Source organism: Streptomyces sp. NPDC048185, from assembly GCF_043202495.1.
In the GTDB taxonomy this organism is placed as follows: Bacteria; Actinomycetota; Actinomycetes; order Streptomycetales; family Streptomycetaceae; genus Streptomyces.
On record NZ_JBIDAN010000005.1, the window covers coordinates 499367 to 522355 of the forward strand.

Here is a 22989-nt window from a genome sequence, read left to right on the forward strand (position 1 = left end):
TGCCAGAGCGTGATCCGTGCGTGTGACGGCACGGCGGCTCCCGCATGACCGGTGACGTCATGCTCGCGTGTACACGAGGTGAACGACGTCGACATGCCGGCGGCGGACCGTGCGCCGGGAACGCGCCGACGGAGCCCGGGCCCGGCCGAACCCTTGGGCCCTCACCGCCGTATGTGCTCCCGAGCGAACGCTGACCACGTCAGTGACTCGCCGCGCCCCTTGCCGACGGTGCGGCCTCGCCGGTGCGGCTCAGGCGCCGCGAGCCGTGCGGCGGAAGGCCGTCGGTGTCGTCCCCGTCCGCTGCCGGAAGAACTTGGTGAAGTCGCTGGCATCGGCGAACCCGAGGCGTTCGGCCAGGGCGGCGACGCCCGCCGGACCGTGGGCCAGTTCCCGCTTGGCCTCCAGCACCACGCGTGCGTCGATGTAGCGCTTGGCCGGCATGCCGGTGACGGCCTCCGTGGCCCGGGTGAGCGTGCGGCGGCTGTACCCCAGTGCCACCGCGTAGTCCTCCACCCGCCGGGTGACCGTGAAGTCCCGCTCCACGGCCGCGTGGAAGCGGCGGAACGTCTCGTTCGGGGGCGTCCCGTCCGGCTCCGAACCGTACGCCCGCGCCAAGCGCACCAGCAGCACCGCCAGCAGATGCCGCAGCACCCGCAGGTGCGCCTCCAGCGGCAGCTCCGCCATGGCCTCGTACTCGTACCGCAGGTGGTCCAGGGCCCGGCGCAGCCCCTCCGCGTCCGGGCCCCCGGGGCTGAGCGGACCTCGAGCCGGGGCCGCGTCGGACAGCGGGGCGGCGGCCGTCTCCGCGTCCGGGAAACCGGCGGGGAAGGCGACCACCAGGCCCTCGGCCGCCGCCAGGTCCTCACCCCACCGCTGCACCTGCCCGGGACGGATCCACAGCCAGCCACCGCCGGACAGCTCGTGCCGGGTGAAGTCCACCGAAACCGTCAGGCGGCTGCCCGGCCGGACGGCGACGAGCTGGTGGAAGGCGGGACGCAGCGAGGCGTACGGATCGTTGCCGTGCCGGCGGGCACGCTCGGCCAGACCCGCCAGCTCGACCAGCTCGAGACCCGGCGGGGAGCCGGCCGTGCGCCGCAGCGCCAGGTCCCGGATGTCCGGTGGCTGCCCAAACTGTCCGTTTTTCCCCATGGCGAGTCCCGAGTGTACCGCCACGGCCCCTGACCGGACTCCTAGCGTGAGGGCACAGGCGCAGATCAGCGCCCCGCACGTGGAAGGAAGCCCGGTATGAGACTGGTCGTGGGGATGACGGGAGCCACGGGCGCGGTGTTCGGTGTCCGGTTCCTCCAGGTGCTGGCCGAGCTGCCGGACGTCGAGACCCACCTGGTCCTCAGCCGATGGGCACGCACGACGATCGAGCTCGAGACGGGCCTGTCCGCGAACGACGCCGCCGCCCTGGCCGACGTCGTGCACTCGCCGGACGACCAGGGCGCCACCATCGCCTCCGGGTCGTTCCGCACCGACGGCATGGTGATCGTGCCCTGCTCGATGAAGACCCTCGCCGGAATCCGCGCCGGATACGCCGACGGTCTGGTCGGGCGCGCTGCCGATGTCGTGCTCAAGGAACGCCGCAGGCTCGTCATCGTGCCGCGCGAGACACCGCTGAGCGAGATCCACCTGGAGAACATGCTCGCGCTGTCCCGGATGGGCGCGCAACTGGTACCGCCCGTGCCCGCCTTCTACAACCACCCGCGGTCCGTGGACGACATCGTCGACCACATCGTGGCCCGCATCCTCGACCAGTTCGACCTGCCCGCCCCCGCCGCCAAGCGGTGGGAGGGCATGCGCGCCGCCCGCCTGCTGCGACCGGCCTCCTGACCCCGGCGCACCCCTCCCCGCTTCCCGCCCCTCACGGAGTACCCATGCCCTATGACGACCTGCGCGGCTTCCTCTCCACCCTGGAGAAGGAGGGCCAGCTGCTGCGCATCACCGATGAAGTCCTCCCCGAACCGGACCTGGCCGCGGCGGCCAACGCCGCCGGACGGATCGGCGACGGCGCACCCGCCCTGTACTTCGACAACGTCAAGGGCTTCACCGACGCGCGCATCGCCCTGAACGTCCACGGCTCCTGGGCCAACCACGCCCTGGCCCTCGGCCTGCCCAAGCACACCCCGGTCAAGGAGCAGGTCGAGGAGTTCGCCCGGCGCTGGGACGCCTTCCCGGTCGCCCCCGAGCGGCGCGAGGACGCGCCGTGGCGACAGAACACGCAGGAGGGCGCCGACGTCGACCTCTTCTCGGTCCTTCCCCTTTTCCGTCTCAATGACGGCGACGGCGGCTTCTACCTGGACAAGGCCGCCGTGGTCTCCCGCGACCCGGAGGACCCCGGTCACTTCGGCAAGCAGAACGTCGGCACCTACCGCCTCCAGGTCATCGGCAGGAACCGGCTCGCCATCCAGCCCGTCCCCGTGCACGACGTCGCCCTGCACCTGCGCAAGGCGGAGGAGAAGGGCGAGGACCTGCCCATCGCCATCACCCTCGGCAACGACCCCGTGATGGCCGTCGTGGCAGGGATGCCCATGGGGTACGACCAGAGCGAGTACGAGATGGCCGGTGCCCTGCGCGGCGCCCCGGCCCCGATCGCCACCGCCCCCCTCACCGGCTTCGACGTGCCCTGGGGATCCGAGGTCGTCATCGAGGGCGTCATCGAGAGCCGAAAGCGCCAGATCGAGGGCCCCTTCGGCGAGTTCACCGGACACTACTCCGGCGGCCGCCGCATGCCCGTCGTCCGCATCGACCGCATCTCCTACCGCACGAACCCCGTCTTCGAGTCCCTCTACCTGGGCATGCCGTGGACCGAGTGCGACCACCTCGTGGGCCCCAACACCTGCGTCCCGCTGCTGAAGCAGCTGCGCGCCGAGTTCCCCGAGGTCCAGGCCGTCAACGCCATGTACACCCACGGCCTGCTGGCCGTCATCTCCACCCGTAAGCGGTACGGCGGCTTCGCCAAGGCCGTGGCCATGCGCGCCATGACCACCCCGCACGGCCTCGGCTACATCACCACGGTCATCGTCGTCGACGAGGACGTGGACCCGTTCGACCTGCCTCAGGTCATGTGGGCGATGTCGTCGAAGGTCAACCCGGCCGACGACGTCGTGATCCTGCCCAACCTCTCGGTGGTCGAACTTGCCCCCGCCGCCCAGCCGGCGGGCCTGACCAGCAAGATGATCATCGACGCCACCACACCGGTGCATCCCGACACGCGAGGCAACTTCTCCACGCCGACCAAGGACCTCCCCGAGGCGAAGGACTGGGCCGCTCGACTCCAGCGCCTGCTGTCCGAAGCCCGCGGCTGACGCCCGCCACGGGCACCGCCCGACCGGCGCCCTACCAGGAAGGTACTCCCATGACCGACTGCTGCCCCCGCTGCGCCCACGAGACCATCGGGACTCTCTACTCCTCGCCCGTCCCCGGCGTCTGGGACGTCCTGCAGTGCGACCGCTGCCTGTACACCTGGCGGACCAGCGAACCACCGCGGCGCACACGCCGCGACGCCTACCCGGAGGCGTTCCGGCTGACCCCGGAGGACATCGCGAACGCCACCGAGGTTCCGACCGTCCCACCCCTGCGTCCGGCCCCCTGACCGCGCCCGGGGCGAAAACGGGCCGCGGTCCCCGACGATCACCGGCACCTCCCGCCCCGAACAGATGCGGCGACGCCGCTGCCTCCGACGGGCGGCGGCGCGCTGCCCCGCCGGATCACCGGGTCCCGGGGGCGCGGGTCCACCCGCTGTTGTCTGTGCCCCGCCGGCCCCGACCCCGGACACGTGCGGCGAGCCCGCACTCACCGTGGACGCGAGGTACTCCGTTCGCTCCCGGGGCGTGCGCGCGTCCGGCGGGCCGGCGTCCGGCCTGCACGGACGATCCCCGGCACGGACGACGCCCGGCACCCGACGGCGGACCGGGGTCCTGGGAAGGTCCTCGGCCGGCCAGTCGCGGGAAGGAGCGGGCGGCGGCCAGGAAACCGAGCGTCGTCAGCACGAACGGCCACGTGAAGACGTGCCCACCGGACGGAGCGAACAGCGCGGCGACGGCCGGGGTCAAGGCCGTCGCCGTCGCCGCGCCGAGCAGGGCGTACAGCAGCGTGGCCGGCGCCGCCGGCAGGAACACCCCGCACAGCGCAACCGCGACCAGCACAGCGTTGTACCCCATGGTGCCGTCGGCGATCCGCTCGGCCGGCGCGCCGAGCGCCCAGGCGGTCACGATGCCCGTGACGCTGCCCGCGCAGGCGATGAACCCCGCCGTCCGACTCGCCAGGAAGACGCCCGCGAGCAACAGGGCACCCACGTGCCACCGTTCGAGGAAGAAGAGCTGGGACAGGTTGTGCAGGAACGCCCGCGCCAGGTGGTCCGGGTGCAGCGCGGTCGGTCCGGAGGCCGTGCCGGGCAGCGCGGCGAGGCTGTCGCCGTACGGCCAGATCCGCGGGAAGGCGGGCGCGGCGACGCTCACCACAACCGCCAGGAGACAGTAGGGCAGGGTCAGCGGCGGCAGGTCCCACACGCTCAGCAGACGGACCGCCGCCGCTGTCGCGACGGTGACCACGACGCAGCCCGCGGCGGCGAGCAGGACCGTGGCCGGCCGGTCCCGGCCGAGGAAGACGGCGAGGCAGAGGGCCAGCAGTGCGGAGTTGAAGCCCTCAAGACCGGCTTCCTGCCGGTCGCGTGCCCCGCCGAGCCCGCGGGCGGTCCAGGTGCCCAGCGCCGCACCCCCCACGGCGTACGCGGCGTACCGCCAGTCGGCCAGGCACAGGGCCACGGCGAAGACGGCCCCCGTCCATGGACTCACCTGGAACACCACTTGGCCCAGGCCGCGCAACACCTGCACGCAGAAGCCCCGCACGTGTGCCGGACACCACCCCCACCAGGTTCGCATCGACCGTCTCACGCCCGCCCCCTCAGCCACTATTCCGTAGGGCGATATTAACCTTCCGCGATATGGTATCCATCTCGGATGCGCCGCGGTGAAGGTGCTCGGGCGGAGCGTCGGCGGCATCCGATCGACGTGGCGATGACGGCGCGGGACGACCGCTTGATCGGCCCGGCCGTCGACGTCTGGGGGGCTTCCGCCTAGCGGCGGGTGAGGCGGGTGAGCGTGACCCCGTTGGGGAAGCCGGTGCGTTCGGCGACGGTGAAGACGGTGGGGTCGAAGGTGCCGTCGACCACGGGGACACCGGTACCGACGATGACCGGGTAGGTCTTGACGAGCAACTCGTCGATCTCGGGCAGCAGGGTGCCCGCGAGCCGGCCGCCCCCGCAGAGCCAGATGTCCAGGTCGGTGTCCCCTTCGTCCTTGAGGTCGCGGACGAGGGCGAGCGGGTCGCTCGGCACGACGGTGACTTCCGGGTCGATGTCCGGCTTGAGGGTGCTGGACACGACGTACTGGCGCAGGTGGGCGTACGGACTGGTGATCCCGTCGTCGAGGGCGGGGCGGTAGGTGCCGAGACCCATGACGACAGTGTCGAAACGCCGGTTGGGCGCGTCCGCGACACCGGCGGCCGCGCGGTAGGCGGTCGGGACGGTCTCGGGGTACAGCGTGCTCATCCACGCCGAGTAGGCGGCGGCCTGCTGCTCGTCGCCCTGCGGAAAGAAGTCGAACTCGCCGCCGGGGCCGGCGATGCGGCCGTCGAGCGAGACGCCGACGTAGTACACGAGCTTTCGCACTGAGTTCCCCCACACGTAGTACTCTGGCTGAAGTGGTTAGACCGTAGTACTACGTTCGGAGTGGTGTCAATGGTGAGACGCAATGACCAACGGCGCGCGGCCCTCGTCGACGCGGCGATCGAAGTGCTGGCCCGGGAAGGCGCTCGCGGCCTGACGTTCCGGGCCGTGGATGCCGAGGCGGCCGTTCCCGCCGGCACGGCGTCCAACTACTTCAGCAACCGCGACGACCTGTTCACTCAGGCCGGCGCCCGGGTCTACGAGCGGCTCCAGCCCGACGAGGCCACGATCGCCCGCCAGCAGGCGGCCGGCCGCGACCGGGAGACCTACGCGGAACTGATGCGGGAGCTCGTCGGCCGCATCGCCTCCTTCCGCACCGGCTACCTCGCACTGCTGGAACTCCGACTCGAGGCCACCCGGCGCCCCGAACTGCGCAAGGTCCTCACGGAGCGAGTCCGGGCCGACATCGACGCCAACGTCGCCTATCACCAGGCGTCCGGCCTCCCCGGCGACGTCACGGCCGTCAAGTTGCTCATCCTGACGCTGAACTGGCTGATCGTCGAGCAGCTCACCCTGCCGGACGTCTTCACGGAGGAAGAGCGGGAACAACTGGTGACGGCCGCCGTCGATCGCATCGTGGCGGGGCAGCCCGCTGGAGAGGAGTGATCGCGACAGCAGGAACGTCGTCAGCTCCGCTTCTTCGAGGGCACTACCGACCCATCAGCCGCGGCGGTTCATGGGACCGCACCATCAAGGAACCGGCCTGGGCGTCGTCTTCCTGGTAACGGCCGCGGTGAGCGCATACGGGATGCTCTCAGACCTGCTGAGGGGCGCCTCGGCAACCGTTTCGGATCGGCGGGAGTCATCCCTGTCGGGCCCCGCTCGGGGCCATCGGAGACGAGAACCAGGGAGTGCTGTGAGGGTGCGCAGGGCGGCGAAGGGCGTGGGCGACTTCCTGAAAGACACAGTGGGCGAAGCCGTCGCCGAGGTGGTCCTCAACCTGCTTGCCTGCCTTTTGCTGGGCTGCCTGGTCCTGATCGCCTACCTGAGCTGGTCCTTGAGTCCACGCCTGACCATCGCGGGGGCCGGGCTGCTCAGCTGCCTTCTCGCCCACGGCGCTTGGAAGACTTTCCGTACGCCGGCGAAGGGCCGTCGTCGGGGCCTTGCCGCCGTGACCGCTGCCGGTTTCACCGGAGCCGCCGCGACGGCCCTGTTCCTCCTGCTCTACACCCCAGGCTGCGACTGTCTGTAAGGCCGCTCGTCCCCACTGCCGGTGATCACCGCCGTGATCATCGAGTACTTCGCGCGCGGGGAACAGTCGGCGGACCTGGGAGCGTCGCCTGTCACGACAGTCGGTTGAACGCTTGGTCGGCATCGGCTACGGCTTCGGGGTGAACGTCGTGGGCGGTGCGGCCGTCGGCGATCTTCTGCCAGTTGGTCCGGGCGAGCACCCGTTGGACCGCGAGAATCTGGGCGGCCAACAGGCGTGCCGTGATGCCCTCGCCGAGGGCGTCCGCAAGCGCCTCTTCGTCCTCGAGCTGGTACCGCGTGAGCCGTCCCGCCAGGCTCGGTGTGGTGAACACCAGCCGATGGAACGCCACCACCTCGGGGTGGTCGTTGAGGCCGGTGACGGGGTCGTACCGATCGAGACCGGCCCGGAAGTGCCGGTGCAGCGCCGTCATCGGTTCGATGCCGGACTTGCGGTCACGTACGACGCGTGCTGCCTCGCCCTGATGGTCCGCAAACCGATGCAGTACCAGGTCTTCCTTGGTGGGGAAGTACCGGAAGAGAGTCGGCTTGGAGATCTCGGCTGCCGCGGCGACGTCGTTGACCGAGACGCGGTCGAAGCCGCGCTCCAGGAACAGCGAGACGGCCGCGTCGCCGATGGCGTCGCGCGTCCGCTCCTTCTTGCGGGCCCGCAGCCCCGTCGACTCACCCATCGGACCACCGTAACATTCGTAACCGAGTTGCTTTTTTAACCGAGTAACGTTTTCATGTGCGGCATGAAACAGAAGGACATTCCTCCCGTGCTCGTGACCGGGGCGACGGGCCGGGTCGGCCGCGTCGTCATCGACCGACTCCTCGAAGCGGGCGTGCCGGTCCGTGCCCTCACCCGTCGCTCTGCGGCGGCGGCGAAGCTGCCGGCGAAGGCCGAGGTCTTTGTCGGCGACCTCACGGTGCCCGAGTCGCTCACCCCGGCGTTGCGTGGCGCCGGTGCGGTCTTCCTCGTCTGGACCGCCCCGCCCCGGACCGCGGAGGCAGTCGTCGAGCGGTTGGCAGCCCACGTGCGGCGGATCGTCTTCCTCTCCTCCCCGCATCAGACGCCGCACCCCCTCTTCCAGCAGCCCAATCCCATGGCGGTGCTGCACGCCGACATCGAGCGGCTCATCGCGGCCACCGGCCTCGAGTCGACGATCATCCGGCCGGGAATGTTCGCGTCGAACGCGCTGGCCTGGTGGGCGCCCGCGATCCGGGCCGGCGACGTCGTCCGATGGCCTTACGGCGCTGCCGAGTCGGCACCGGTCGACGACCGCGACATCGCAGCCGTCGCGGCGCGAACGCTCTACCAGGACGGGCACGTCGGAGGTGACTACGTCCTCACGGGCCCTCGATCGCTGACCCAGGCCGCGCAGGTGGACGTCATCGGTGACGCCCTGGGGCGCCGGATCACATTCGAGGAGACGACGCCGGAAGAGTTCCGAAGTCTGTCGGAGGGCACGGCGCCCAGTTCGGCCGTCGACATGCTGCTCGCCGCGTGGAGGGCGGCGGTCGGACAGCCCGCGTTCATCACCACTGCGGTGGCCGACATCCTCGGAACGGCGCCGCGAACGTTTCGCCAGTGGGCCGTCGACCACGCCACCGCGTTCAGGGAGGGCTCGTAACCTCTCCGAAAGCGGGCCGCGTTGTGATGCCGGCGGCATGTCTGCCCCGGCAGGTAGGCCGGGGCCGCGGCGAACTGGCGCTGGAACTCCTCAGGCCGGTGGCGCGTAGCGGGCGGCGATCACCGTCGCGCGGCGGTGCAGGGACGTGCGCAGCCACTGCGGGGCCTCCACCTCCGCGTCCAGGGCGTGCTGCCACAGTGCCCATTCCGCGTGCCGTGCGTCCTGGAAGTCGACGTGCAGCCGGAGCCGGCCGTCCTCACCGGTCTCCTCGGAGCGGACCGCCACGGCGGTGGCGACCAGGTGCTCGCGGCGCGCGGGGTCCAGGCGGACCACCACGGCGGTGGTGTCGCCGCCGGTCCGGAACCGCACGTTGCGTTCGCGCCAGGCCCGGTCCAGGTCGACCGTGTCCGGACGCTGCGCGGGTTCGTCGAGTTCCTCGGCCGCCAGGACCCGGCTCAACCGGTAGGTGCGGTCCTCGGTGCCCCGCTTGGCCAGCAGGTAGCCCTGGTCCCTGACGGTGACCAGACCCAGCGGGTCCACCGTGCGCCACTTCGGGAGCCGGCCCGCGGCCTCGTAGTAGATGCGCAGTTTGTGCCCGGCGAACACCGCGCGGCGGACTTCCGCGGCGATGGAGTCGGGGACCTCTTCGGGCGTCACCCGGCGCGAGAGGAGGTCGGTCTCCGGGTCGATGAGCAGCCGCTGAGCCGCCCCGGCGGCGGTGTCCCGCAGCGCCTCGGGAAGTGCGTCGACGACTTTCAGCACGGCTGAGGCGAGCGCCGATCCCAGGCCGAACAAGTGTGCGCCGCGCCGTGATCCGGCGACCACGAGGGCGAGCGCCTCGTCGTGGTTCAGGCCGGTGAGCGCCGTCTGGAAGTCCGGCAGAAGCGCGAACCCGCCGTGCCGTCCCCGCTCCGCGTAGACCGGGACCCCCGCCACGGAGAGTGCCTCGACGTCGCGCAGCACCGTCCGGGTCGACACCTCCAGCTCACGGGCGAGTGTCTCGGCGGTCATCCGGCCTCGCTGACGCAGCAACAGGACGAGGGCAACCAGCCGGTCGGCACGCATGGAAAAACCCTAGCGAAATACATGACCAAAGATGTCACGTATTCCTGACAGGGTTCATCGCACGACGTCAGAGCGCGGCGGTCGCGACGCGACAGGCGTGCGCACTGGCATGAATCGAATGGAGCAGGTGCGGTGATGGAACGCAACGCCGTCAACCCGGTGTCGTGGTCGGTCGACATGGGCTTCAACCAGGGTGAGGTCGTCTCCGGGCACTCGCGCACCCTGTACATCTCGGGCCAGACGGCGATGAGCAAGGAAGGCAAGCCCGAGCACGACGGTGACATGGAGGCACAGCTGGCGCTGGCCGTCGACAACGTCGAGGCGGTCCTCGCCGAGGCGGACATGACCCTCTCGAACCTCGTCCGGCTGAACGTCTACACGACCGACGTCGATCTGCTCTTCCAGCACTACGGCGTGCTGGCCGGCCGCCTGGGAGCCGCCGGCGTCGCGCCGACGACCACCATGCTCGGTGTGACACGGCTGGCGATCCCCGGTCAGATGATCGAGCTCGAGGGCACCGCTGTAGCGTGACGTGACTTTCCCTCGGCCTTCCGGCAGAGCCGGCCGAGCCTGCGGGGAGTTCGCATGCGATGGTGAAAGTCTCCGCCCGCCCGCCGCAGTTCGGCACCACCGGCTGGTCCGGTCCGTCAGATGCCGGCTCCCACACTGCGGCGCAGCGCTCTGTTGACCCGTTCCCACAGGGTGACGGGTCGCAGACCGCGTTCCACGCGCAGGAGGAAACCGGCCGGGTTCGCCGAGACAGCGTCGTTCGCTCGGCGCCGTGCTCCGGTGACGATGCCGAAGGCCGCTACTGCGGCCGTGCCGGCAGCGCCGGTCAGCGTGCCCATCGTGCTGCCGACGGCTACGCCGGTCGTCGCGCTGACCAGGGCCATGGAAGTGGGTATCTCGAAGTTGGTGCCGGCTGCCGTGGTGATGGTCTGCAGCCCGATGCCGTTCATCATCTTGCGTAGTTCGTCCACCTGTATCTCGAAGTCGCGGTGCACGGCATCTCGCAGGTGCATCTCCAGTGCCCGTCGGTTCTCGATGTCGCCGACGCTGTCCCTGAGCGTGCTCGCCGTGCGTTCCACCGAGTCGCTGAAGGCGCGGAACTCCGCCTCGTATCGTGTCCGTAGCTCCACGATCTTGTCGACGGGCACAGCTTCGAGGCGGGCGGGGAGTACGTATCGGACGGAGAGGACTCCGACCCGTGCGGTCAGGTCCTCGTGCTCACGAGCAGAGGCTGTGGCCTCGCTCAGGAGGACGGCCGCCATGCGATCGGCGTTCCACGTGCCTGACGCGGTATGCGCGGCTACCTGATCGGTGAGAGGCGTGAAGGAAGCACGGTTGGCGAGCTCGGACGTCAGCGCACACTTGTACACCCATGCCAGTGCGGGATCGAGACCCACCCACTCCGGACCGGACTGACCACCGACGGCGTTGCGCACGACCGGCCGCGCCAGACCGTTGGCTTGCAGGACTCCGCGCAGTGTCTCGGTCATCTCGCCCGGGAAAAGGCCGGCCAGAGGCCGACCGTCGGACGTGAATCGGTGATACGTGCCGTACATGGGCGCTGGGGTGCCAGGCGGCGAAGGCTCAGCATTCACGAGATGGGCGACCACCCCATCACAGACGTCGAACCTGCGACGCAGGTCGTCGCCGCGCCTGTCGATCAAGTGCAGCATGTGCTGTGAGACTGTCTCGACCGCGTCGGCGGGGTCGAAATCCTCCACGAACCCCAGGCCGTCGCGCAGCGCACGGACGTCATCCGGGTCGGACACACGAAAACCCTGGGGAACGATGCGAGCCAGCCGAGGCATGAACAGTGCGGCGGCCTTGATCCACGCCAGATCCCGGAAGTGCACGTAGGGGTAGTACAGGCCGATACTCACGAACACCCTCCCACTCGAGCTTCACCCCACGGACGACCGCTCGATCGTACGGCGGCGGAAGCGCGCTGCGGGGCGCCCGGGGGATGGTTTCCTCCGTTGCCCGGAGTGGCAGGACCAGCTCAACTGCCTCCCGCGCCCGCGGAGATGGTCGCCGCGGGCAGCGCCTTCTCCGCTTCCTCAGCGCCGTGACGCCATGCCGCGGCTGCCGGACGGCGAATGTTCGGGCAGGTGGTGTACACCCGGGTCATGCGTCGGCGGGACGTTCAGGCGTCGGTCTCCGGACAGACACGTGGACCGTACAGACCGGCGGTGACGAGGTCGGGTGGGCGCCGCGGGTACGGTTGTGTGGTGGACGTCACAGTTGCGGAGAAGGTGTTGATCGTCGGTGGGGTGCTGAACCTGGCCTACGGGGTCCTGCTGGGCTATCCCATCGTGGTGATGCGCACGAAAGGTGCGCCGGCTACGCCGAAGTACCTGATGTCGGCGCACATCAGCACGCTGCTCCACGGAGCGATGCTGCTCAGCTTGGTGTGGGCGGCCCGGTTCTCCGAGGCCGGTGCGGGCTGGGAGGAGGCGGCGGCCTGGTTGCTCGTCGTCTCCTCCGCGCTGGTCGCGGTGAAGGACACCCTGAATTGGCTCACCGGCGTTAAGGACGAGTTCGGGGAGCACGCAAAGCCCGCGCTACTGGGTGGGCTCGCCGCACTACCGGAGACGATGGGCATCGGAATCCTCGTCGTCGGCGTCCTCAAGGCGCTGTGACGCCTCGTCCCGTGGCGCACGACCCCGCCGGTCGGAAACAGCACCAGCACGCGCATCTCCATGTACGCCGTCCACTCGCGAGGAGCCGCCGCCGAAGCCTTTGAGAGCGGGGGCCAGTTCGGCGGCCGCGCCGCACAGCGATCAATGCGTTTCTGCGTCCTGAGCCCTGGGCTTTCCGCCCAACTTGTCAGCAGGATCGGCGTCACGGTAGCGGCCCATGCTCGCGAAGATCAGAACGGCGCCCAGGGGAGCCACGCCGTAGAGCACGGGGAAGTCCTTGCCGAATCCGGTGATGAGGAAGGCCAGCCCTGCAAGGGCGATGATCAGGACAGGACGCCTTATGACGTGGCTGCAGGTGATTCCTATCCGGCGCCACCCCCGCGCTGCGGTGAGCCGTGTCCAGTCTGACGGTGACATGACGTCAGCGTAGTCGTAGAGACTCGGCGACGCGGCCCAAAAGGCCTCGTCCCACGCTGGTGGTCATCACGCATCGGGGTACACGGTGCCGCATGGCACCGAAGACCGATCGCATCCAGTTCCTGCGGGCCGTGCGGCAACTGCGTCGTATCCGCTCCTTTTACGCTGCGGGCATCCTGCTGTGGGCGGGGTCCGCGGCCTGGACCGGATGGCAGGCACCCAGGAGCCGGCAGATGTGGGCGTCCATCCTCCTCCTGGCCGTCTTCACTACTCTCCTCACCACCGCAACCGTGTCCCTGCGCCGCCTCGCGGATCCCGCAACAGGTCGGCCCGCGCACCACGCCGCCCCGCACAAACTGTCGAGTACCCGTCGTCACGCCCACGCCTGAGCGCCCGTCAATGTGCCGCCGGAATCGGCCCCATCCCGGGCCACGCCCGTACGTGAGGTATTCAGCGGGGGCAGTCGGGGAAGGCGCTTTCCCGACAAGGGAGGTGCGCATTGGGACATCGTTCCGAATCCTTCACCCCTCCGGAATGGACTAAGCCAGGTAACCGCTGGGGACCGTGGCTCTACTGGCCGATGCTCTGCATAGGCGCCGCATTACTGGTGTGGCGGGTGAGCGATCATGCCGACATCAGGCACATCGTGTCGGCGGCTGTGCAGACTCTCGTGTGGGCGTCCCTCCTGATGGTCAATCGGAATGCACGCCGCCGGCAGCGCGACGAATGAGGAGCTCACTCCTCCTCATGGCCAGTCACCCGGTGGGACCGGACCGGCCTGAGAGAGCGGGAGCCTCCCACCGAGTGGAGGACTCAACGCCCGGGGCAGGAGACCGGACAGACATGGCTGTTTCCTGGTTCAGGCCCGGGGCAATCGGACCATCATGATGCACGACGTGGTAGTGAGAGCCGCCTCGGACAGCGATGGCGGAAGTCCGGTATTCGTCCTGATCTTGTGCTTCTTCCTGATCGTGGGAGTCGTCCAGGTCGTCCGCCCTCAGCTGCTCTGGAAGGCCAACAGCCGCCTCCAGCGAGGCTGGGTGAAGAACCCCGGTGCAACCGAGCCCACGGGCAAGGGGTACGCCATGAACCGGGCGGTCGGAGTGATCTTCTTAGGGCTTGTCATATGGATGCTGATTCAGCAGATCTGAGCCACACCGACTCCCTGTTGCGCCCCGCTCGCCGGAGGCCCGCTGCGTGCGCTCGAAGACGAGGTGGATGACGATGGAAGCGGCCAAGTGGTCGGTGGACCGTAAACGCTTGACCCAGTGGGTTCCCGAAGGCGAGCGGATGACAGCGGGCTGCGTGGTGACGTACGGACACACACTGTGGGGCCTGATCCCGCGACGCGCTTCGCTTCTGTTGACGGACCGTCGGGTACGCGTGCTGCGTCACCGAGGCAATGACCCTCAGTACGCCATACGAGGTGTCTGGTTCGAGATGATGCGCGGCGAGGCCGAAGCGGTCTGCAGAAATCCGCAGGTGCGGGTGGAGTTCGACAAAGGACAGGAGGTCGAACTGCGCCGCCACGACGGAGGGGCGGAGCGCCTGCTGATCAGTCAATGGGACGCGGTGCACGCCGAGGCTCTGTACGCGGCGTTCCCTCCCGAAGGCGGCGACCCGGACTGACGGACAGCGCCCACCGGCCCCTTCCTCCCGCCCTGTAGGGCCTGTTGTGGAAGCGGATCGTCTGTCAGACCTGTCTGGGAAGCTCTGGACATGGAAATGGCAGTGCAGCTGACGATCGACTGCTCCGATCCGCAGAGAATGGTGGCGTTCTGGGCCCGGGCCCTGGGCTATGTGCCCGAGCCCGCGCCGGACGGGCACGCCACGTGGCGCGCCTACTGGGAGGCGATGGGGGTGCCCGCCGACGAGTTGCCGACCGGGGCCGGCGACATTCCGGAATCGATCGTGGATCCGGCGGGGCGAGGACCGCGCGTGTGGTTCCAGCAGGTTCCGGAGCCGAAGACCGCCAAGAACCGGTGGCATTTCGATCTCAAGGTCGGTGGCGGCCGTGACGTCCCGCTGGACGTTCGCGCACGGCGGGTCAGGGCTGCTGTGGACCAGCTGGTCGAGGCCGGCGCCACCGTGCTGAGGATAAAGGACGAGCCGGACATGGGGCTCTACGCCGCGGCCATGCAGGATCCCGAGGGCAACGAGTTCGACGTCGTCTGAGGGCCGCTACAAAGAGACCGTGCTGGTCACAGCCACTCGTGCACGGCTGCCTCCAGCACGGTCGCCTCGTAGCGGACGGCGAGCTTGTCGTACCGCAGGCGACAGCACGGTCTCTCTTGAGCCGGTTGATGCCGCGCTCGGCCGCGTGGCGTTCGCGGTGGCCGGTCGGGTCGAAGGCCGCGGTCGGTGAGCTTCCTGCTTCTGCTGCCGCGACGACGACCCGCGAGGCTCTTTCGCGCCCCTCGGGTCCCGGGGGATCGTCGGCGGCCGTGTGGACGTGTCGAGGTCAGGTCCCGGCCTGGAGACGCAGGCCCGCCAGCGTCAGGTCCAGCGCGGCGAGGAACTGGTCCCGGTCGTCGTGACCGGCGAACTCGTCGGCGATCTGCCGCACGAACGGGAACTCCTCGGCGTCGAGCGACCGCCACGTCTCGGCGAAGCGGCCGAGGTACTCCTCGCGGTCCACTTCACCGTCGAGCAGCTCCTGGGGGATCTCCGCACCCAGATCCGCGGCCGTGCCGACCACGACACCCGTGATGGCCGAGACGGCGTGGAACCGCTGCCGCGGGGTGAGGTCCAGGCGCAGGGTCTGCCGGCCGAGCAGCTCGTACAGGCGCAGCGAGTTGCCCTGGACGTCGGTGTTGCGCATGAAGTACGCGGACAGCCACGGCCGGTCGACGATCGCGTCGAACAGGGCGATGGCCATCGTGCGGAGGTCGGCGATGGGGTCGTCACCGTCCGGGCGCTCCTCCACGACGGCCAGGACCCCGGCGATCGCGTGGTCGGTGGCGCGGTCGAGGAGCTCGTCCTTGTTCTGGACGTACCAGTAGATCGTGCCGACGCCCGTGCCGAGCCGGGCGGCGAGGGCGCGGAACGTCAGTGCGGAGCCACCGGCCTCGTCGAGCACGGCCACGGCCGCGTCCAGGACGGCCTCCATCGAGTGCGAGGCGCGTCGGCGCCCCCGGGAGGGCCTTTCGGCGGCGGAGCGTGCACGGGACGGCGGCGGTGTCATGACATCCATCCAAGCACAGCTTGCCTCGATATTGAACGAGGTTCTATGGTGGAACAACGTTCCAGCATCGAACAATGTTCCATAGCTGGACGTCGTTCGATGCTCGGCGGCGTTCAGCGTTCAGAAAGGAGGCCGGTCATGACTGCCACCACCACTGACGCCGGGCCCGTTTCCAGCCGTACCTACGGATCACTGCGGGCGGCCTGGATTCCGCTGGCCGCGCTCTGCCTGGCCTTCTTCGTCGAGATGGTCGACAACACGCTGCTCTCGATCGCGCTGCCCACCATCGGCCGAGACCTCGGCAGCGGCACGACCGCTCTGCAATGGGTCACCGGCGCCTACTCGCTGACGTTCGGCGGCCTGCTGCTCACGGCGGGGTCCCTGGCCGACCGCCTCGGGCGACGCCGCGTCCTGCTCGTCGGCCTCGCCGCTTTCGGGCTGTTGAGCCTGACCGTCGTCGCCGTCGACTCCACCGGGCAGCTCGTCGCCCTGCGGGCCGGACTCGGCATCGCCGCCGCGGCCATGGCCCCCGTCACCAACTCGCTCGTCTTCCGCCTGTTCGACGACCAGGCGCTGCGGATGCGCGCGATGACCCTGATGATCGTCGTCGGCATGTCCGGGTTCATCCTCGGCCCGCTGCTCGGCGGCACCGCGCTCGCCCACGTGAGCTGGCAGTGGCTCCTGTTGATCAACGCGCCGATCGCCCTGATCGCGGCCATCGGTGTCCGGCTCGGCGTCGCGCCCGACCGGCCCCAGGACCTCACCGACGACAAGCTCGACCTGCCGGGCGCCGTCCTGAGCGTGCTCACCATCGGCCTGGCCTGCTACGCGCTGACCAGCGGCGTCGAGCACGGCTGGCGCTCCGCGGCCACGCTCGCCTCGGTCCTGGGCGCCGTGGTCGCGGGCCTCGCGTTCGTGCGGCACGAGCGCCGTGGCAAGGCACCCATGCTGGACCTGAGGATCTTCTCGAACGGCACCGTGCGCGGCGCCGCCCTCGCGCAGATCGGCACCTCCGTAGCCATGGCCGGTGTGATGTTCGGGCTGATCCTCCACTTCCAGTACGCCTACGGATGGAGCCCCGTGCGGGCCGGGCTGGCGAACCTGCCGCTCATCGTGACCATGATCGCGGCCACCCCGCTCTCGGAGTGGCTCGCCAAGAGGTTCGGCCACCGCGTCGCCTGCCTCGTCGGCGCGGCCTGCCTCACCGTGGCGCTGGCCGGCCTCGCCTGGGGCGTCGACCACGGATACGCCGCCATCGCGGTCTGCATGGTCGTGATGACCATCGGGCTGCGCACGGTCATGACCATCTGCGCCATCGCCCTGGTGGAGGCGATGCCGGCCAACCGCACCTCGATCGGCACCGCGCTCAACGACACCGCCCAGGAGGTCGGCACCAGCGTCGGCACCGCCGTCGTCGGCACCCTGATCGCCGCACTGGTCACCACCCGGCTGCCCGCGGGCGTCTGGAGCAGCGACCTCGTGCAGTCCTTCTTCCACGGCGAGCGCATCACCTACACCGTGCTCGCGGTGATCGTCGGCCTGATCGCGGTGGGGGGCGCGCTCACCCTCACCGACTCGCACTCCACCGAAGAGCCGGCCTGAGGCGGGGGAGCGCAGCACCGACGGCCGCCATACACAGATGGCGACCAGGGCCTCCCGGTAGGCCTCGCGCCGCAGCGGCGCAGCGCCGCCACGACGAACGACGCCACCTGCGCCCGGCAGGCTTCGGCATCCCCGGGTGGGATGCCGAAGCCTGCGCAGAGGGCCAAGGGGCTATGCGCGCACCCCGGCCGGAGGCGGGTCGAACCGGGTGTGCGCCTGGCGTCCCGCCGCGGACTTCGTCATGCTCCGGCCCCACCGGCGAGGGATCAGTCGAGGATCGCGGTCGCCTCGACCTCGACGAGCACGTCCGGCTCGAAGAGGTACTCGACGCCGATGAGGGAGGCGGGAGGCATGGGAGCCGGGAGGCCGATCTCCTCGGCAACGGCCTCCACACCGGCCATGAAGTCGCCGATCTTCTCGGGCGCCCACTGCGTCACGTAGAACGTCAGGCGCAGCACGTCCGCGAACGCCGCACCCGCGCCTGCCAGTCCGACGGCGGTGTTGCGCAAGGCCTGGGCGACCTGCCCGGCCAGATCACCGGGTGCGACCGGAGCCCCGTCGGCCTGACGCGCGACCTGTCCGCTGACGTGGACGTGCTTCGCCCCGGTGCCCACGGCCACGTGGTGGTAGGGGACCGGCTGCAGCATGCCTTCCGGTGTCAAGTGCTGAACTGGCATGGGCTCTCTCTCCTCCGAACTAGGTATCTTGAAGCTACCTAGTAGGAGAAAGACACTTCAACGAGACCAGGTTTCGCCATGGATACCGCCGACGAGCTCCGCATCGACGCCCCGCACCGCGAACTGCTCGACCAGATCCTCGACAAGTGGTCGCTCAGCGTCCTCAACGAACTCTGCGAGCGCGCGTGCCGCTTCAACGAACTGCGCCGGGCCATCCCCCAGGTCACACAGAAGTCGCTGACCGCGACACTCCGCCGCCTCGAACGCAACGGCGTCATCGAGCGCGAGGTCGTCTCCACCCGCCCCGTGGCGATCAGGTACCGGATCACACCGCTCGGCAAGACCCTCCGGCACCCCATCGACGTGCTGCTGGCCTGGGCCTCGCAGAACATGCCCGCCATCGAACACGCACGTGAGGACTTCGACGAGCGCGAGGAAGGACCCGGCCTCTGACATGAATCACGTCGCGCCGGCTGCGCCCGCTCCACTGCCTCAGGAGGACACGGCCAGGGCCAGTGAGGCGACCGCGGTGGCGAGGTAGAAGCCGGGGAACCCGAGATTGTGGAGCACTCGAGCGCGCAGGTGGAAGGCGAGCGCGCCCAGGTAGAGCAGGACGAGACCGCAGGCCGCGGCGACACCGAGGGGGCGCAGAGCGGCGCCGAAGAGGCCCAGGAGAAGGCCCGCCGCACCAGCCAGCTTGAGGGCGGCCAGCCAGGGGAGCCAGGATCGGGGGACACCCACCTGCGCCGAGTTGGCGAGCACGAAGCGCGCCCCGGCGAGGTCGGCGGCGGCCATACCGACGTTGACGGCGACGGTGAGCAGGACGACGACGAGGAGCGCGAGCTCGGTACCGGTCATGCCTTCAGGGTCCGCAGCCACGGCGGCACGGTCCAATAGCTGGTTCTATAACCTGGCGGCATGGACGTGGACACGCGCGTGCTCCGGTACTTCGCCGCGGTGGCGGAGGAGGGCAGCCTGACCGAGGCGTCGAAGAGACTGTTCGTCTCGCAGCCTGCGCTGACCAAGCAGATCCGGCGCCTGGAGGACGATCTCGGAGTACGGCTCTTCACGCGTTCGCGGTCGGGGATGGCACTGACCGAGGCCGGCCATGAGCTTGCCTCGCGGGTGCCCGCACTGCTGGACGGATGGGACGAGGCGGTGCGGGCCACCGGCCGGGCGGCGCGGGTGGTGCGTCTGGGCTTCTTGGACGCGGGGGCGGTGGGAGCCGTCCCCGAGGTCATCGCCGAGTTCCGTCACGCGCGGCCGGAGTGGCGGGTGGAGCTACGGCAGTTCGACTGGTCGGACCCGAGCGCCGGTCTGGCCCGCGGGGAAGTGGATGCCGCAGTGGTGCGATTGCCGTTTCCGGGGCAGGAACGCTTCGCGGTGGGGGAGTTGTTCACCGAGGACCGCGGAGTGCTGCTGCCGGCGCGGCACCCGCTGGCGAACAGCGAGACGGTGGAGTTCCGCGAGCTGTGGGACGAGCCGTTCGTCGCGGCCGGAGCCGAGACCGGAGACTGGAGGGAACACTGGCTGGCGGTGCAGGAGCGGGACGGGCACCCCGTCCGGATCGGCGCCGTCACCAGCCGTCCCGATGAGTGGCTCGGAGCGGTGGCGGGCGGCTGCGTCGCGCTGGCGCCGGCGTCGGCGGCCCGCTTCTACTCCCACCCGGACGTGGTGTTCCGCGCGGTCCGCGGGGTCTCACCGAGCCGGGTGGGGCTGGCCCGGCCTCGGCGGCGGATGCGCGGGGCGGTGCTGAAGGAACTGCTCCAGGCCCTCACTCACGCTCATCACCGAGTCCCGGACGCTTGATGGAGCGGGGATACGGGGGCGGGCGAAGGCCCCAGCGGCCACCGGCTTTCACTCCCGTACGCACTCGCACTTCCGTGAGGTCGCGTAGCTGTCAGCTGCCCGGCGATGCGTCGTGAGACGGTCAGCCGGCCGACGGTGTCCGCGCGGCGGCGGCCGCGGCCTCCTCGGTGGCGGCCCATGAGGCGAGCAGGCGGAGTCCCTCTTCGGAGGGCGAGCCGGGTTCGGCGGTGTAGATGGTCATGCTGAGGCCGGGTTCGGCGGCCAGGTCCAGGGATTCGTAGGCGAGGGTGAGGTCGCCGACGGCCCGGTGGCGGAACCGCTTGGTGCCGGTGCCGTGACGGCGGACGTTGTGGGCGCCCCAGCGGGCGCGGAAGTCCTCGCTACGGGTGGACAGCTCCCCGATGAGGTCGTGGAGGCCTTTGTCGTGGGGGTCGCGGCCGGCTTCGCGGCGCAGGATGGCCACCGCCATGTCCGCGAACAGGTCCCAGTCGGGGTAGAAGGTGCGTGAGGCGGGGTCGAGGAAGTTGAAGCGGGCCAGATTTCCCTGGTTCTCGGGGCTGGCGAACAGGTCGGCGTAGAAAGCGCGCGCGAGAGAGTTCGTGGCGAGGACGTCCATGCGTCCGTTGGCCACGACAGCGGGGCCGGCGGTGATCGCGTCGAGGGTCCACTGCAGGCTGCGGTGTGCCTTCCACTGCCGCGCGGCGGTGGCGCGTCGGCGGGGACGGGTGAGGGCGTCGGTGCCGTCGGCGGCCTGGGCCAGGTGCAGGAGGTGGGCGCGTTCGGCGTCGTCCAGCCGCAGGGCCCGGGCGAGGGCTTCCAGGACGGCCGGGGAGGCACCGGCGAGATGGCCGCGCTCCAGTTTCGCGTAGTACTCGACGCTCATGTCGGCCAGGGCTGCGACTTCGCTCCTGCGCAGGCCCGGCACACGGCGTCGCGAACCGGCGGGCAGGTCGGCCTGCTCCGGGGTGATCTTGGCTCGCCGCGAGGTGAGGAACTCGCGGACTTCCTCGCGGTTGTCCATGTCTTCGACGGTACGGCCTGCTCACCGGGAGAGGGATGTACTGCCAGTACACCCCTTGACGGTAACTCGCTACCCGCCCCGACGAGCGGTTCCCTGGAGACAGGGCACCCCCGGACGGCGCAGCCGCCGGGAGCCGGGCCAGGCAGCACGCGAAGGGCAGCAGCCCTCGTGCGCCTCCTCGGTCCGGACCCGCCCGGGCTGGACACCCGCCCCAGCCCCACCCCTCAACGATCGGAAGGACTTACCCATGCGCGGAGCAGTGATCCACGCCCCCGGCGATGTGCGTTTCGAGACCGTGGACGACGCGAAGATCCTCAAGCCGACGGACGCGGTCATCCGCACGGCTGTGACGTGCGTGTGCGGCTCGGACCTGTGGCCCTACCGTGGAGCGGAGCCGATCGAGCAGGCGCACCCGATGGGGCACGAGTACGTCGGTTTCGTGGAGGAGGTCGGCTCCGAGGTCACCTCGGTGAAGCCGGGCCAGTTCGTCGTCGGCTCCTTCGCCACCTCGGACAACACCTGCGCCAACTGCCGCAACGGCTTTCAGTCCAACTGCCTGAACCGCGAGTTCATGAGCACCTGCCAGGCCGAGTACGTACGGATTCCCCATGCTCAGGGCACCCTCGTCGCCACCGACGACATTCCGGACGAGGAGCTGTGGCCCGGTCTGCTGGCCGTTTCCGACGTGATGGGCACCGGCTGGTGGGCTGCTGACGCGGCCGAGGTGAAGCCTGGCTCGACCGCCGTCGTGGTCGGTGACGGCGCGGTCGGCCTGTGCGCGGTGATCGCGGCGAAGGAGATGGGTGCGGAGCGGATCATCGTCATGTCCCGGCACGCCTCGCGCCAGAAGCTGGCCCTGGAGTTCGGTGCGAGCGACATCGTCACCGAGCGTGGCGAGGAGGGCGTGGCCCGGATCAAGGAGATGACCGGCGGGATCGGCGCCGACAGCGTGCTGGAGTGCGTCGGTACCGCCCAGGCCATGAGCCAGGCACTGCATTCCGCCCGCCCGGGTGGCAGCGTCGGCTTCGTCGGCGTTCCGCACGAGGTTGCGGTCGACGGGCAGGAGCTGTTCTTCTCCCACGTCGGCCTGCGCGGCGGCCCCGCCCCCGTGCGCCGCTACCTGCCCGACCTCATCGACCGCGTCCTCACCCGCCGCATCGACCCGGGCAAGGTCTTCGACCTCACCCTGCCCTTGGAGCAGGTCGCCGAGGGCTACCGGGCCATGGACGAACGCCGCGCCGTCAAGACCCTCCTCAAGCCCTGACAGCCCGTCACACACGGCCTGTGCCAGGCATCCTGCGCGGGCATCGACGCCCACGACGCCGACGCACTCGCGCACCGTTCGTACACACCGCTCAGAACCGAGGAACAACCGTGCAGATCACCCGGAGCTCGATCGACACCGTCAAGGGACCGGCCGACTGGTTCACCGGCGACGTCTACATCGACGCCGTCGCCGCCGCCCCGGACCCGTCCCGGGTCAGCGCCAACCTGGTGCACTTCATGCCCGGCGCGCGCACCCACTGGCACCGCCACCCGCTGAGCCAGACCGTCTTCGTCACCGAAGGGGTCGGCCTGTGCCAGCGCCGCGGCGGACCCGTGCAGGTCATCCGGCCCGGTGACCGTGTCCTGTTCGAAGCCGACGAGGAGCACTGGCACGGCGCCGCCCCGAACCGGCTCATGGTCCACCTGGCCATCAACGAGGCGGACGCCGACCACGACGTCGTGCACTGGCTGACCCCCGTCACCGACGAGGAATACGCCGCCGCCCCGGCCACTGACTGACACCCGGGCCCGGAACGCCCTCACCGCCCCGGCCGCGAACGAGGAGCATCCTGCCCAGGCTGAACCGCGAACGGCGCCGGGCCCACGACGCGAGCCCGCAGCGCCCGGGCAGGAGGCCCGTGGACAGGGCTCCTGCCGCGCAGCAACCGCGGGTGCTCCGAAGCGCCGGGCCGGCTCATCAGCGATACAACCTCGCGGGCATCGGCGGATCCCGCGGCCGAACGTGGA

The 22989-nt window shown here is 70.1% G+C and carries 28 protein-coding genes; 17 read left to right on the forward strand and 11 right to left on the reverse strand.

Annotation, left to right across the window (positions count from 1 at the left end; genetic code table 11):
* Window positions 1-249 precede the first annotated feature (249 nt).
* Window positions 250-1149 carry a helix-turn-helix transcriptional regulator gene (locus ACGF3H_RS18345; RefSeq protein WP_362495074.1) on the reverse strand — a complete coding sequence of 300 codons (900 nt, stop codon included), beginning with the start codon at window positions 1147-1149 and terminating at the stop codon, window positions 250-252.
* A 96-nt stretch (window positions 1150-1245) separates the two neighbouring features.
* Between ACGF3H_RS18345 and ACGF3H_RS18350 the strand changes: the two genes are divergently transcribed.
* From ACGF3H_RS18350 to ACGF3H_RS18360, 3 genes are read left to right on the forward strand one after another with little or no spacing between them, the layout of a single operon-like run.
* Window positions 1246-1836, forward strand: a complete 591-nt coding sequence (locus ACGF3H_RS18350; RefSeq protein ID WP_362495072.1) for a non-oxidative hydroxyarylic acid decarboxylases subunit B — start codon at window positions 1246-1248, stop codon at window positions 1834-1836.
* 44 nt (window positions 1837-1880) lie between these two features.
* Window positions 1881-3311 carry a non-oxidative hydroxyarylic acid decarboxylases subunit C gene (locus tag ACGF3H_RS18355; protein WP_362495069.1) on the forward strand — a complete coding sequence of 477 codons (1431 nt, stop codon included), beginning with the start codon at window positions 1881-1883 and terminating at the stop codon, window positions 3309-3311.
* Window positions 3312-3361: 50 nt separating this feature from the next.
* The gene (locus ACGF3H_RS18360; protein ID WP_362495067.1) at window positions 3362-3598 is read left to right on the forward strand and encodes a non-oxidative hydroxyarylic acid decarboxylases subunit D; all 237 of its coding nucleotides are present in this window, start codon (window positions 3362-3364) and stop codon (window positions 3596-3598) included.
* Between the two features lie 115 nt (window positions 3599-3713).
* Here the strand turns inward: ACGF3H_RS18360 and ACGF3H_RS18365 are convergent, their stop codons facing one another.
* Window positions 3714-4886: an urea transporter gene (locus ACGF3H_RS18365; RefSeq protein ID WP_362495224.1), complete on the reverse strand. Its 1173-nt coding sequence runs from the start codon at window positions 4884-4886 to the stop codon at window positions 3714-3716.
* Window positions 4887-5080: 194 nt separating this feature from the next.
* Window positions 5081-5674: a dihydrofolate reductase family protein gene (locus ACGF3H_RS18370; RefSeq protein WP_362495065.1), complete on the reverse strand. Its 594-nt coding sequence runs from the start codon at window positions 5672-5674 to the stop codon at window positions 5081-5083.
* A gap of 69 nt (window positions 5675-5743) precedes the next feature.
* Here ACGF3H_RS18370 and ACGF3H_RS18375 point away from each other — a divergent pair, with 69 nt between their 5' ends.
* On the forward strand, window positions 5744-6337 hold the full coding sequence (locus ACGF3H_RS18375; protein ID WP_362495062.1) for a TetR family transcriptional regulator: 594 nt from the start codon (window positions 5744-5746) through the stop codon (window positions 6335-6337).
* Between the two features lie 277 nt (window positions 6338-6614).
* Window positions 6615-6923, forward strand: a complete 309-nt coding sequence (locus tag ACGF3H_RS18380; RefSeq protein WP_362495060.1) for a lysine transporter LysE — start codon at window positions 6615-6617, stop codon at window positions 6921-6923.
* A 91-nt stretch (window positions 6924-7014) separates the two neighbouring features.
* Here the strand turns inward: ACGF3H_RS18380 and ACGF3H_RS18385 are convergent, their stop codons facing one another.
* Window positions 7015-7611, reverse strand: a complete 597-nt coding sequence (locus tag ACGF3H_RS18385) for a TetR family transcriptional regulator (RefSeq protein WP_362495057.1) — start codon at window positions 7609-7611, stop codon at window positions 7015-7017.
* Window positions 7612-7674: 63 nt separating this feature from the next.
* Between ACGF3H_RS18385 and ACGF3H_RS18390 the strand changes: the two genes are divergently transcribed.
* Complete coding sequence (locus ACGF3H_RS18390; RefSeq protein ID WP_362495055.1) at window positions 7675-8553, forward strand: NAD(P)H-binding protein; 879 nt, start codon at window positions 7675-7677, stop codon at window positions 8551-8553.
* A 90-nt stretch (window positions 8554-8643) separates the two neighbouring features.
* On the opposite strand, the gene ACGF3H_RS18395 is transcribed toward ACGF3H_RS18390, so the two are convergent.
* The gene (locus ACGF3H_RS18395; RefSeq protein WP_362495052.1) at window positions 8644-9618 is read right to left on the reverse strand and encodes a WYL domain-containing protein; all 975 of its coding nucleotides are present in this window, start codon (window positions 9616-9618) and stop codon (window positions 8644-8646) included.
* 135 nt (window positions 9619-9753) lie between these two features.
* Between ACGF3H_RS18395 and ACGF3H_RS18400 the strand changes: the two genes are divergently transcribed.
* The gene (locus ACGF3H_RS18400; RefSeq protein WP_362495049.1) at window positions 9754-10149 is read left to right on the forward strand and encodes a RidA family protein; all 396 of its coding nucleotides are present in this window, start codon (window positions 9754-9756) and stop codon (window positions 10147-10149) included.
* 116 nt (window positions 10150-10265) lie between these two features.
* Here ACGF3H_RS18400 and ACGF3H_RS18405 read toward each other — a convergent pair whose 3' ends face one another.
* A complete protein-coding gene (locus ACGF3H_RS18405; protein WP_362495046.1) occupies window positions 10266-11507 on the reverse strand; it encodes a DUF6236 family protein in 1242 nt (413 codons plus the stop codon).
* Between the two features lie 348 nt (window positions 11508-11855).
* Here ACGF3H_RS18405 and ACGF3H_RS18410 point away from each other — a divergent pair, with 348 nt between their 5' ends.
* The gene (locus ACGF3H_RS18410; protein WP_362495044.1) at window positions 11856-12266 is read left to right on the forward strand and encodes a hypothetical protein; all 411 of its coding nucleotides are present in this window, start codon (window positions 11856-11858) and stop codon (window positions 12264-12266) included.
* Between the two features lie 141 nt (window positions 12267-12407).
* On the opposite strand, the gene ACGF3H_RS18415 is transcribed toward ACGF3H_RS18410, so the two are convergent.
* Window positions 12408-12683: a hypothetical protein gene (locus ACGF3H_RS18415; RefSeq protein ID WP_362495041.1), complete on the reverse strand. Its 276-nt coding sequence runs from the start codon at window positions 12681-12683 to the stop codon at window positions 12408-12410.
* A 92-nt stretch (window positions 12684-12775) separates the two neighbouring features.
* Here ACGF3H_RS18415 and ACGF3H_RS18420 point away from each other — a divergent pair, with 92 nt between their 5' ends.
* From ACGF3H_RS18420 to ACGF3H_RS18435, 4 genes are all read left to right on the forward strand, one after another.
* Complete coding sequence (locus tag ACGF3H_RS18420; RefSeq protein ID WP_362495038.1) at window positions 12776-13072, forward strand: hypothetical protein; 297 nt, start codon at window positions 12776-12778, stop codon at window positions 13070-13072.
* Window positions 13073-13567: 495 nt separating this feature from the next.
* Window positions 13568-13834 (forward strand): DUF6199 family natural product biosynthesis protein, encoded by a 267-nt coding sequence (locus ACGF3H_RS18425; protein ID WP_362495035.1) that lies wholly within the window; start codon window positions 13568-13570, stop codon window positions 13832-13834.
* 73 nt (window positions 13835-13907) lie between these two features.
* Window positions 13908-14312, forward strand: a complete 405-nt coding sequence (locus ACGF3H_RS18430; RefSeq protein ID WP_362495032.1) for a hypothetical protein — start codon at window positions 13908-13910, stop codon at window positions 14310-14312.
* 90 nt (window positions 14313-14402) lie between these two features.
* A complete protein-coding gene (locus tag ACGF3H_RS18435; protein WP_362495030.1) occupies window positions 14403-14858 on the forward strand; it encodes a VOC family protein in 456 nt (151 codons plus the stop codon).
* Between the two features lie 286 nt (window positions 14859-15144).
* Here ACGF3H_RS18435 and ACGF3H_RS18440 read toward each other — a convergent pair whose 3' ends face one another.
* Window positions 15145-15792 carry a TetR/AcrR family transcriptional regulator gene (locus tag ACGF3H_RS18440; RefSeq protein ID WP_362495221.1) on the reverse strand — a complete coding sequence of 216 codons (648 nt, stop codon included), beginning with the start codon at window positions 15790-15792 and terminating at the stop codon, window positions 15145-15147.
* Between the two features lie 213 nt (window positions 15793-16005).
* Between ACGF3H_RS18440 and ACGF3H_RS18445 the strand changes: the two genes are divergently transcribed.
* Window positions 16006-17469 (forward strand): MFS transporter, encoded by a 1464-nt coding sequence (locus ACGF3H_RS18445; RefSeq protein WP_362495028.1) that lies wholly within the window; start codon window positions 16006-16008, stop codon window positions 17467-17469.
* A 266-nt stretch (window positions 17470-17735) separates the two neighbouring features.
* On the opposite strand, the gene ACGF3H_RS18450 is transcribed toward ACGF3H_RS18445, so the two are convergent.
* Window positions 17736-18146, reverse strand: coding sequence for a Rid family hydrolase (locus ACGF3H_RS18450; RefSeq protein ID WP_362495026.1), 411 nt, complete (start codon window positions 18144-18146; stop codon window positions 17736-17738).
* Window positions 18147-18224: 78 nt separating this feature from the next.
* Here ACGF3H_RS18450 and ACGF3H_RS18455 point away from each other — a divergent pair, with 78 nt between their 5' ends.
* Window positions 18225-18599, forward strand: a complete 375-nt coding sequence (locus ACGF3H_RS18455; protein WP_362495023.1) for a helix-turn-helix domain-containing protein — start codon at window positions 18225-18227, stop codon at window positions 18597-18599.
* A gap of 39 nt (window positions 18600-18638) precedes the next feature.
* Here the strand turns inward: ACGF3H_RS18455 and ACGF3H_RS18460 are convergent, their stop codons facing one another.
* Window positions 18639-19004, reverse strand: a complete 366-nt coding sequence (locus ACGF3H_RS18460) for a DoxX family protein (protein WP_362495020.1) — start codon at window positions 19002-19004, stop codon at window positions 18639-18641.
* Between the two features lie 60 nt (window positions 19005-19064).
* Here ACGF3H_RS18460 and ACGF3H_RS18465 point away from each other — a divergent pair, with 60 nt between their 5' ends.
* Window positions 19065-19955, forward strand: coding sequence for a LysR family transcriptional regulator (locus ACGF3H_RS18465; RefSeq protein ID WP_362495017.1), 891 nt, complete (start codon window positions 19065-19067; stop codon window positions 19953-19955).
* 121 nt (window positions 19956-20076) lie between these two features.
* On the opposite strand, the gene ACGF3H_RS18470 is transcribed toward ACGF3H_RS18465, so the two are convergent.
* The gene (locus ACGF3H_RS18470; RefSeq protein ID WP_362495015.1) at window positions 20077-20976 is read right to left on the reverse strand and encodes a helix-turn-helix transcriptional regulator; all 900 of its coding nucleotides are present in this window, start codon (window positions 20974-20976) and stop codon (window positions 20077-20079) included.
* A 247-nt stretch (window positions 20977-21223) separates the two neighbouring features.
* Here ACGF3H_RS18470 and ACGF3H_RS18475 point away from each other — a divergent pair, with 247 nt between their 5' ends.
* Together ACGF3H_RS18475 and ACGF3H_RS18480 are read left to right on the forward strand one after the other, a co-directional pair.
* Window positions 21224-22240, forward strand: a complete 1017-nt coding sequence (locus ACGF3H_RS18475) for a zinc-dependent alcohol dehydrogenase family protein (RefSeq protein ID WP_362495014.1) — start codon at window positions 21224-21226, stop codon at window positions 22238-22240.
* A 110-nt stretch (window positions 22241-22350) separates the two neighbouring features.
* Window positions 22351-22761 carry a cupin domain-containing protein gene (locus tag ACGF3H_RS18480; protein ID WP_362495010.1) on the forward strand — a complete coding sequence of 137 codons (411 nt, stop codon included), beginning with the start codon at window positions 22351-22353 and terminating at the stop codon, window positions 22759-22761.
* Window positions 22762-22989: the final 228 nt, after the last annotated feature.

Bases quoted from the DNA above. Each gene is read 5' to 3' on its own strand.
- ACGF3H_RS18345 (WP_362495074.1), bottom strand. From the start codon at position 1,149: ATGGGGAAAAACGGACAGTTTGGGCAGCCACCGGACATCCGGGACCTG.
- ACGF3H_RS18350 (WP_362495072.1), top strand. From the start codon at position 1,246: ATGAGACTGGTCGTGGGGATGACGGGAGCCACGGGCGCGGTGTTCGGT.
- ACGF3H_RS18355 (WP_362495069.1), top strand. From the start codon at position 1,881: ATGCCCTATGACGACCTGCGCGGCTTCCTCTCCACCCTGGAGAAGGAG.
- ACGF3H_RS18360 (WP_362495067.1), top strand. From the start codon at position 3,362: ATGACCGACTGCTGCCCCCGCTGCGCCCACGAGACCATCGGGACTCTC.
- ACGF3H_RS18365 (WP_362495224.1), bottom strand. From the start codon at position 4,886: ATGCGAACCTGGTGGGGGTGGTGTCCGGCACACGTGCGGGGCTTCTGC.
- ACGF3H_RS18375 (WP_362495062.1), top strand. From the start codon at position 5,744: ATGGTGAGACGCAATGACCAACGGCGCGCGGCCCTCGTCGACGCGGCG.
- ACGF3H_RS18385 (WP_362495057.1), bottom strand. From the start codon at position 7,611: ATGGGTGAGTCGACGGGGCTGCGGGCCCGCAAGAAGGAGCGGACGCGC.
- ACGF3H_RS18390 (WP_362495055.1), top strand. From the start codon at position 7,675: ATGAAACAGAAGGACATTCCTCCCGTGCTCGTGACCGGGGCGACGGGC.
- ACGF3H_RS18395 (WP_362495052.1), bottom strand. From the start codon at position 9,618: ATGCGTGCCGACCGGCTGGTTGCCCTCGTCCTGTTGCTGCGTCAGCGA.
- ACGF3H_RS18400 (WP_362495049.1), top strand. From the start codon at position 9,754: ATGGAACGCAACGCCGTCAACCCGGTGTCGTGGTCGGTCGACATGGGC.
- ACGF3H_RS18415 (WP_362495041.1), bottom strand. From the start codon at position 12,683: ATGTCACCGTCAGACTGGACACGGCTCACCGCAGCGCGGGGGTGGCGC.
- ACGF3H_RS18420 (WP_362495038.1), top strand. From the start codon at position 12,776: ATGGCACCGAAGACCGATCGCATCCAGTTCCTGCGGGCCGTGCGGCAA.
- ACGF3H_RS18425 (WP_362495035.1), top strand. From the start codon at position 13,568: ATGATGCACGACGTGGTAGTGAGAGCCGCCTCGGACAGCGATGGCGGA.
- ACGF3H_RS18430 (WP_362495032.1), top strand. From the start codon at position 13,908: ATGGAAGCGGCCAAGTGGTCGGTGGACCGTAAACGCTTGACCCAGTGG.
- ACGF3H_RS18435 (WP_362495030.1), top strand. From the start codon at position 14,403: ATGGAAATGGCAGTGCAGCTGACGATCGACTGCTCCGATCCGCAGAGA.
- ACGF3H_RS18440 (WP_362495221.1), bottom strand. From the start codon at position 15,792: ATGGAGGCCGTCCTGGACGCGGCCGTGGCCGTGCTCGACGAGGCCGGT.
- ACGF3H_RS18445 (WP_362495028.1), top strand. From the start codon at position 16,006: ATGACTGCCACCACCACTGACGCCGGGCCCGTTTCCAGCCGTACCTAC.
- ACGF3H_RS18450 (WP_362495026.1), bottom strand. From the start codon at position 18,146: ATGCCAGTTCAGCACTTGACACCGGAAGGCATGCTGCAGCCGGTCCCC.
- ACGF3H_RS18455 (WP_362495023.1), top strand. From the start codon at position 18,225: ATGGATACCGCCGACGAGCTCCGCATCGACGCCCCGCACCGCGAACTG.
- ACGF3H_RS18460 (WP_362495020.1), bottom strand. From the start codon at position 19,004: ATGACCGGTACCGAGCTCGCGCTCCTCGTCGTCGTCCTGCTCACCGTC.
- ACGF3H_RS18465 (WP_362495017.1), top strand. From the start codon at position 19,065: ATGGACGTGGACACGCGCGTGCTCCGGTACTTCGCCGCGGTGGCGGAG.
- ACGF3H_RS18470 (WP_362495015.1), bottom strand. From the start codon at position 20,976: ATGGACAACCGCGAGGAAGTCCGCGAGTTCCTCACCTCGCGGCGAGCC.
- ACGF3H_RS18475 (WP_362495014.1), top strand. From the start codon at position 21,224: ATGCGCGGAGCAGTGATCCACGCCCCCGGCGATGTGCGTTTCGAGACC.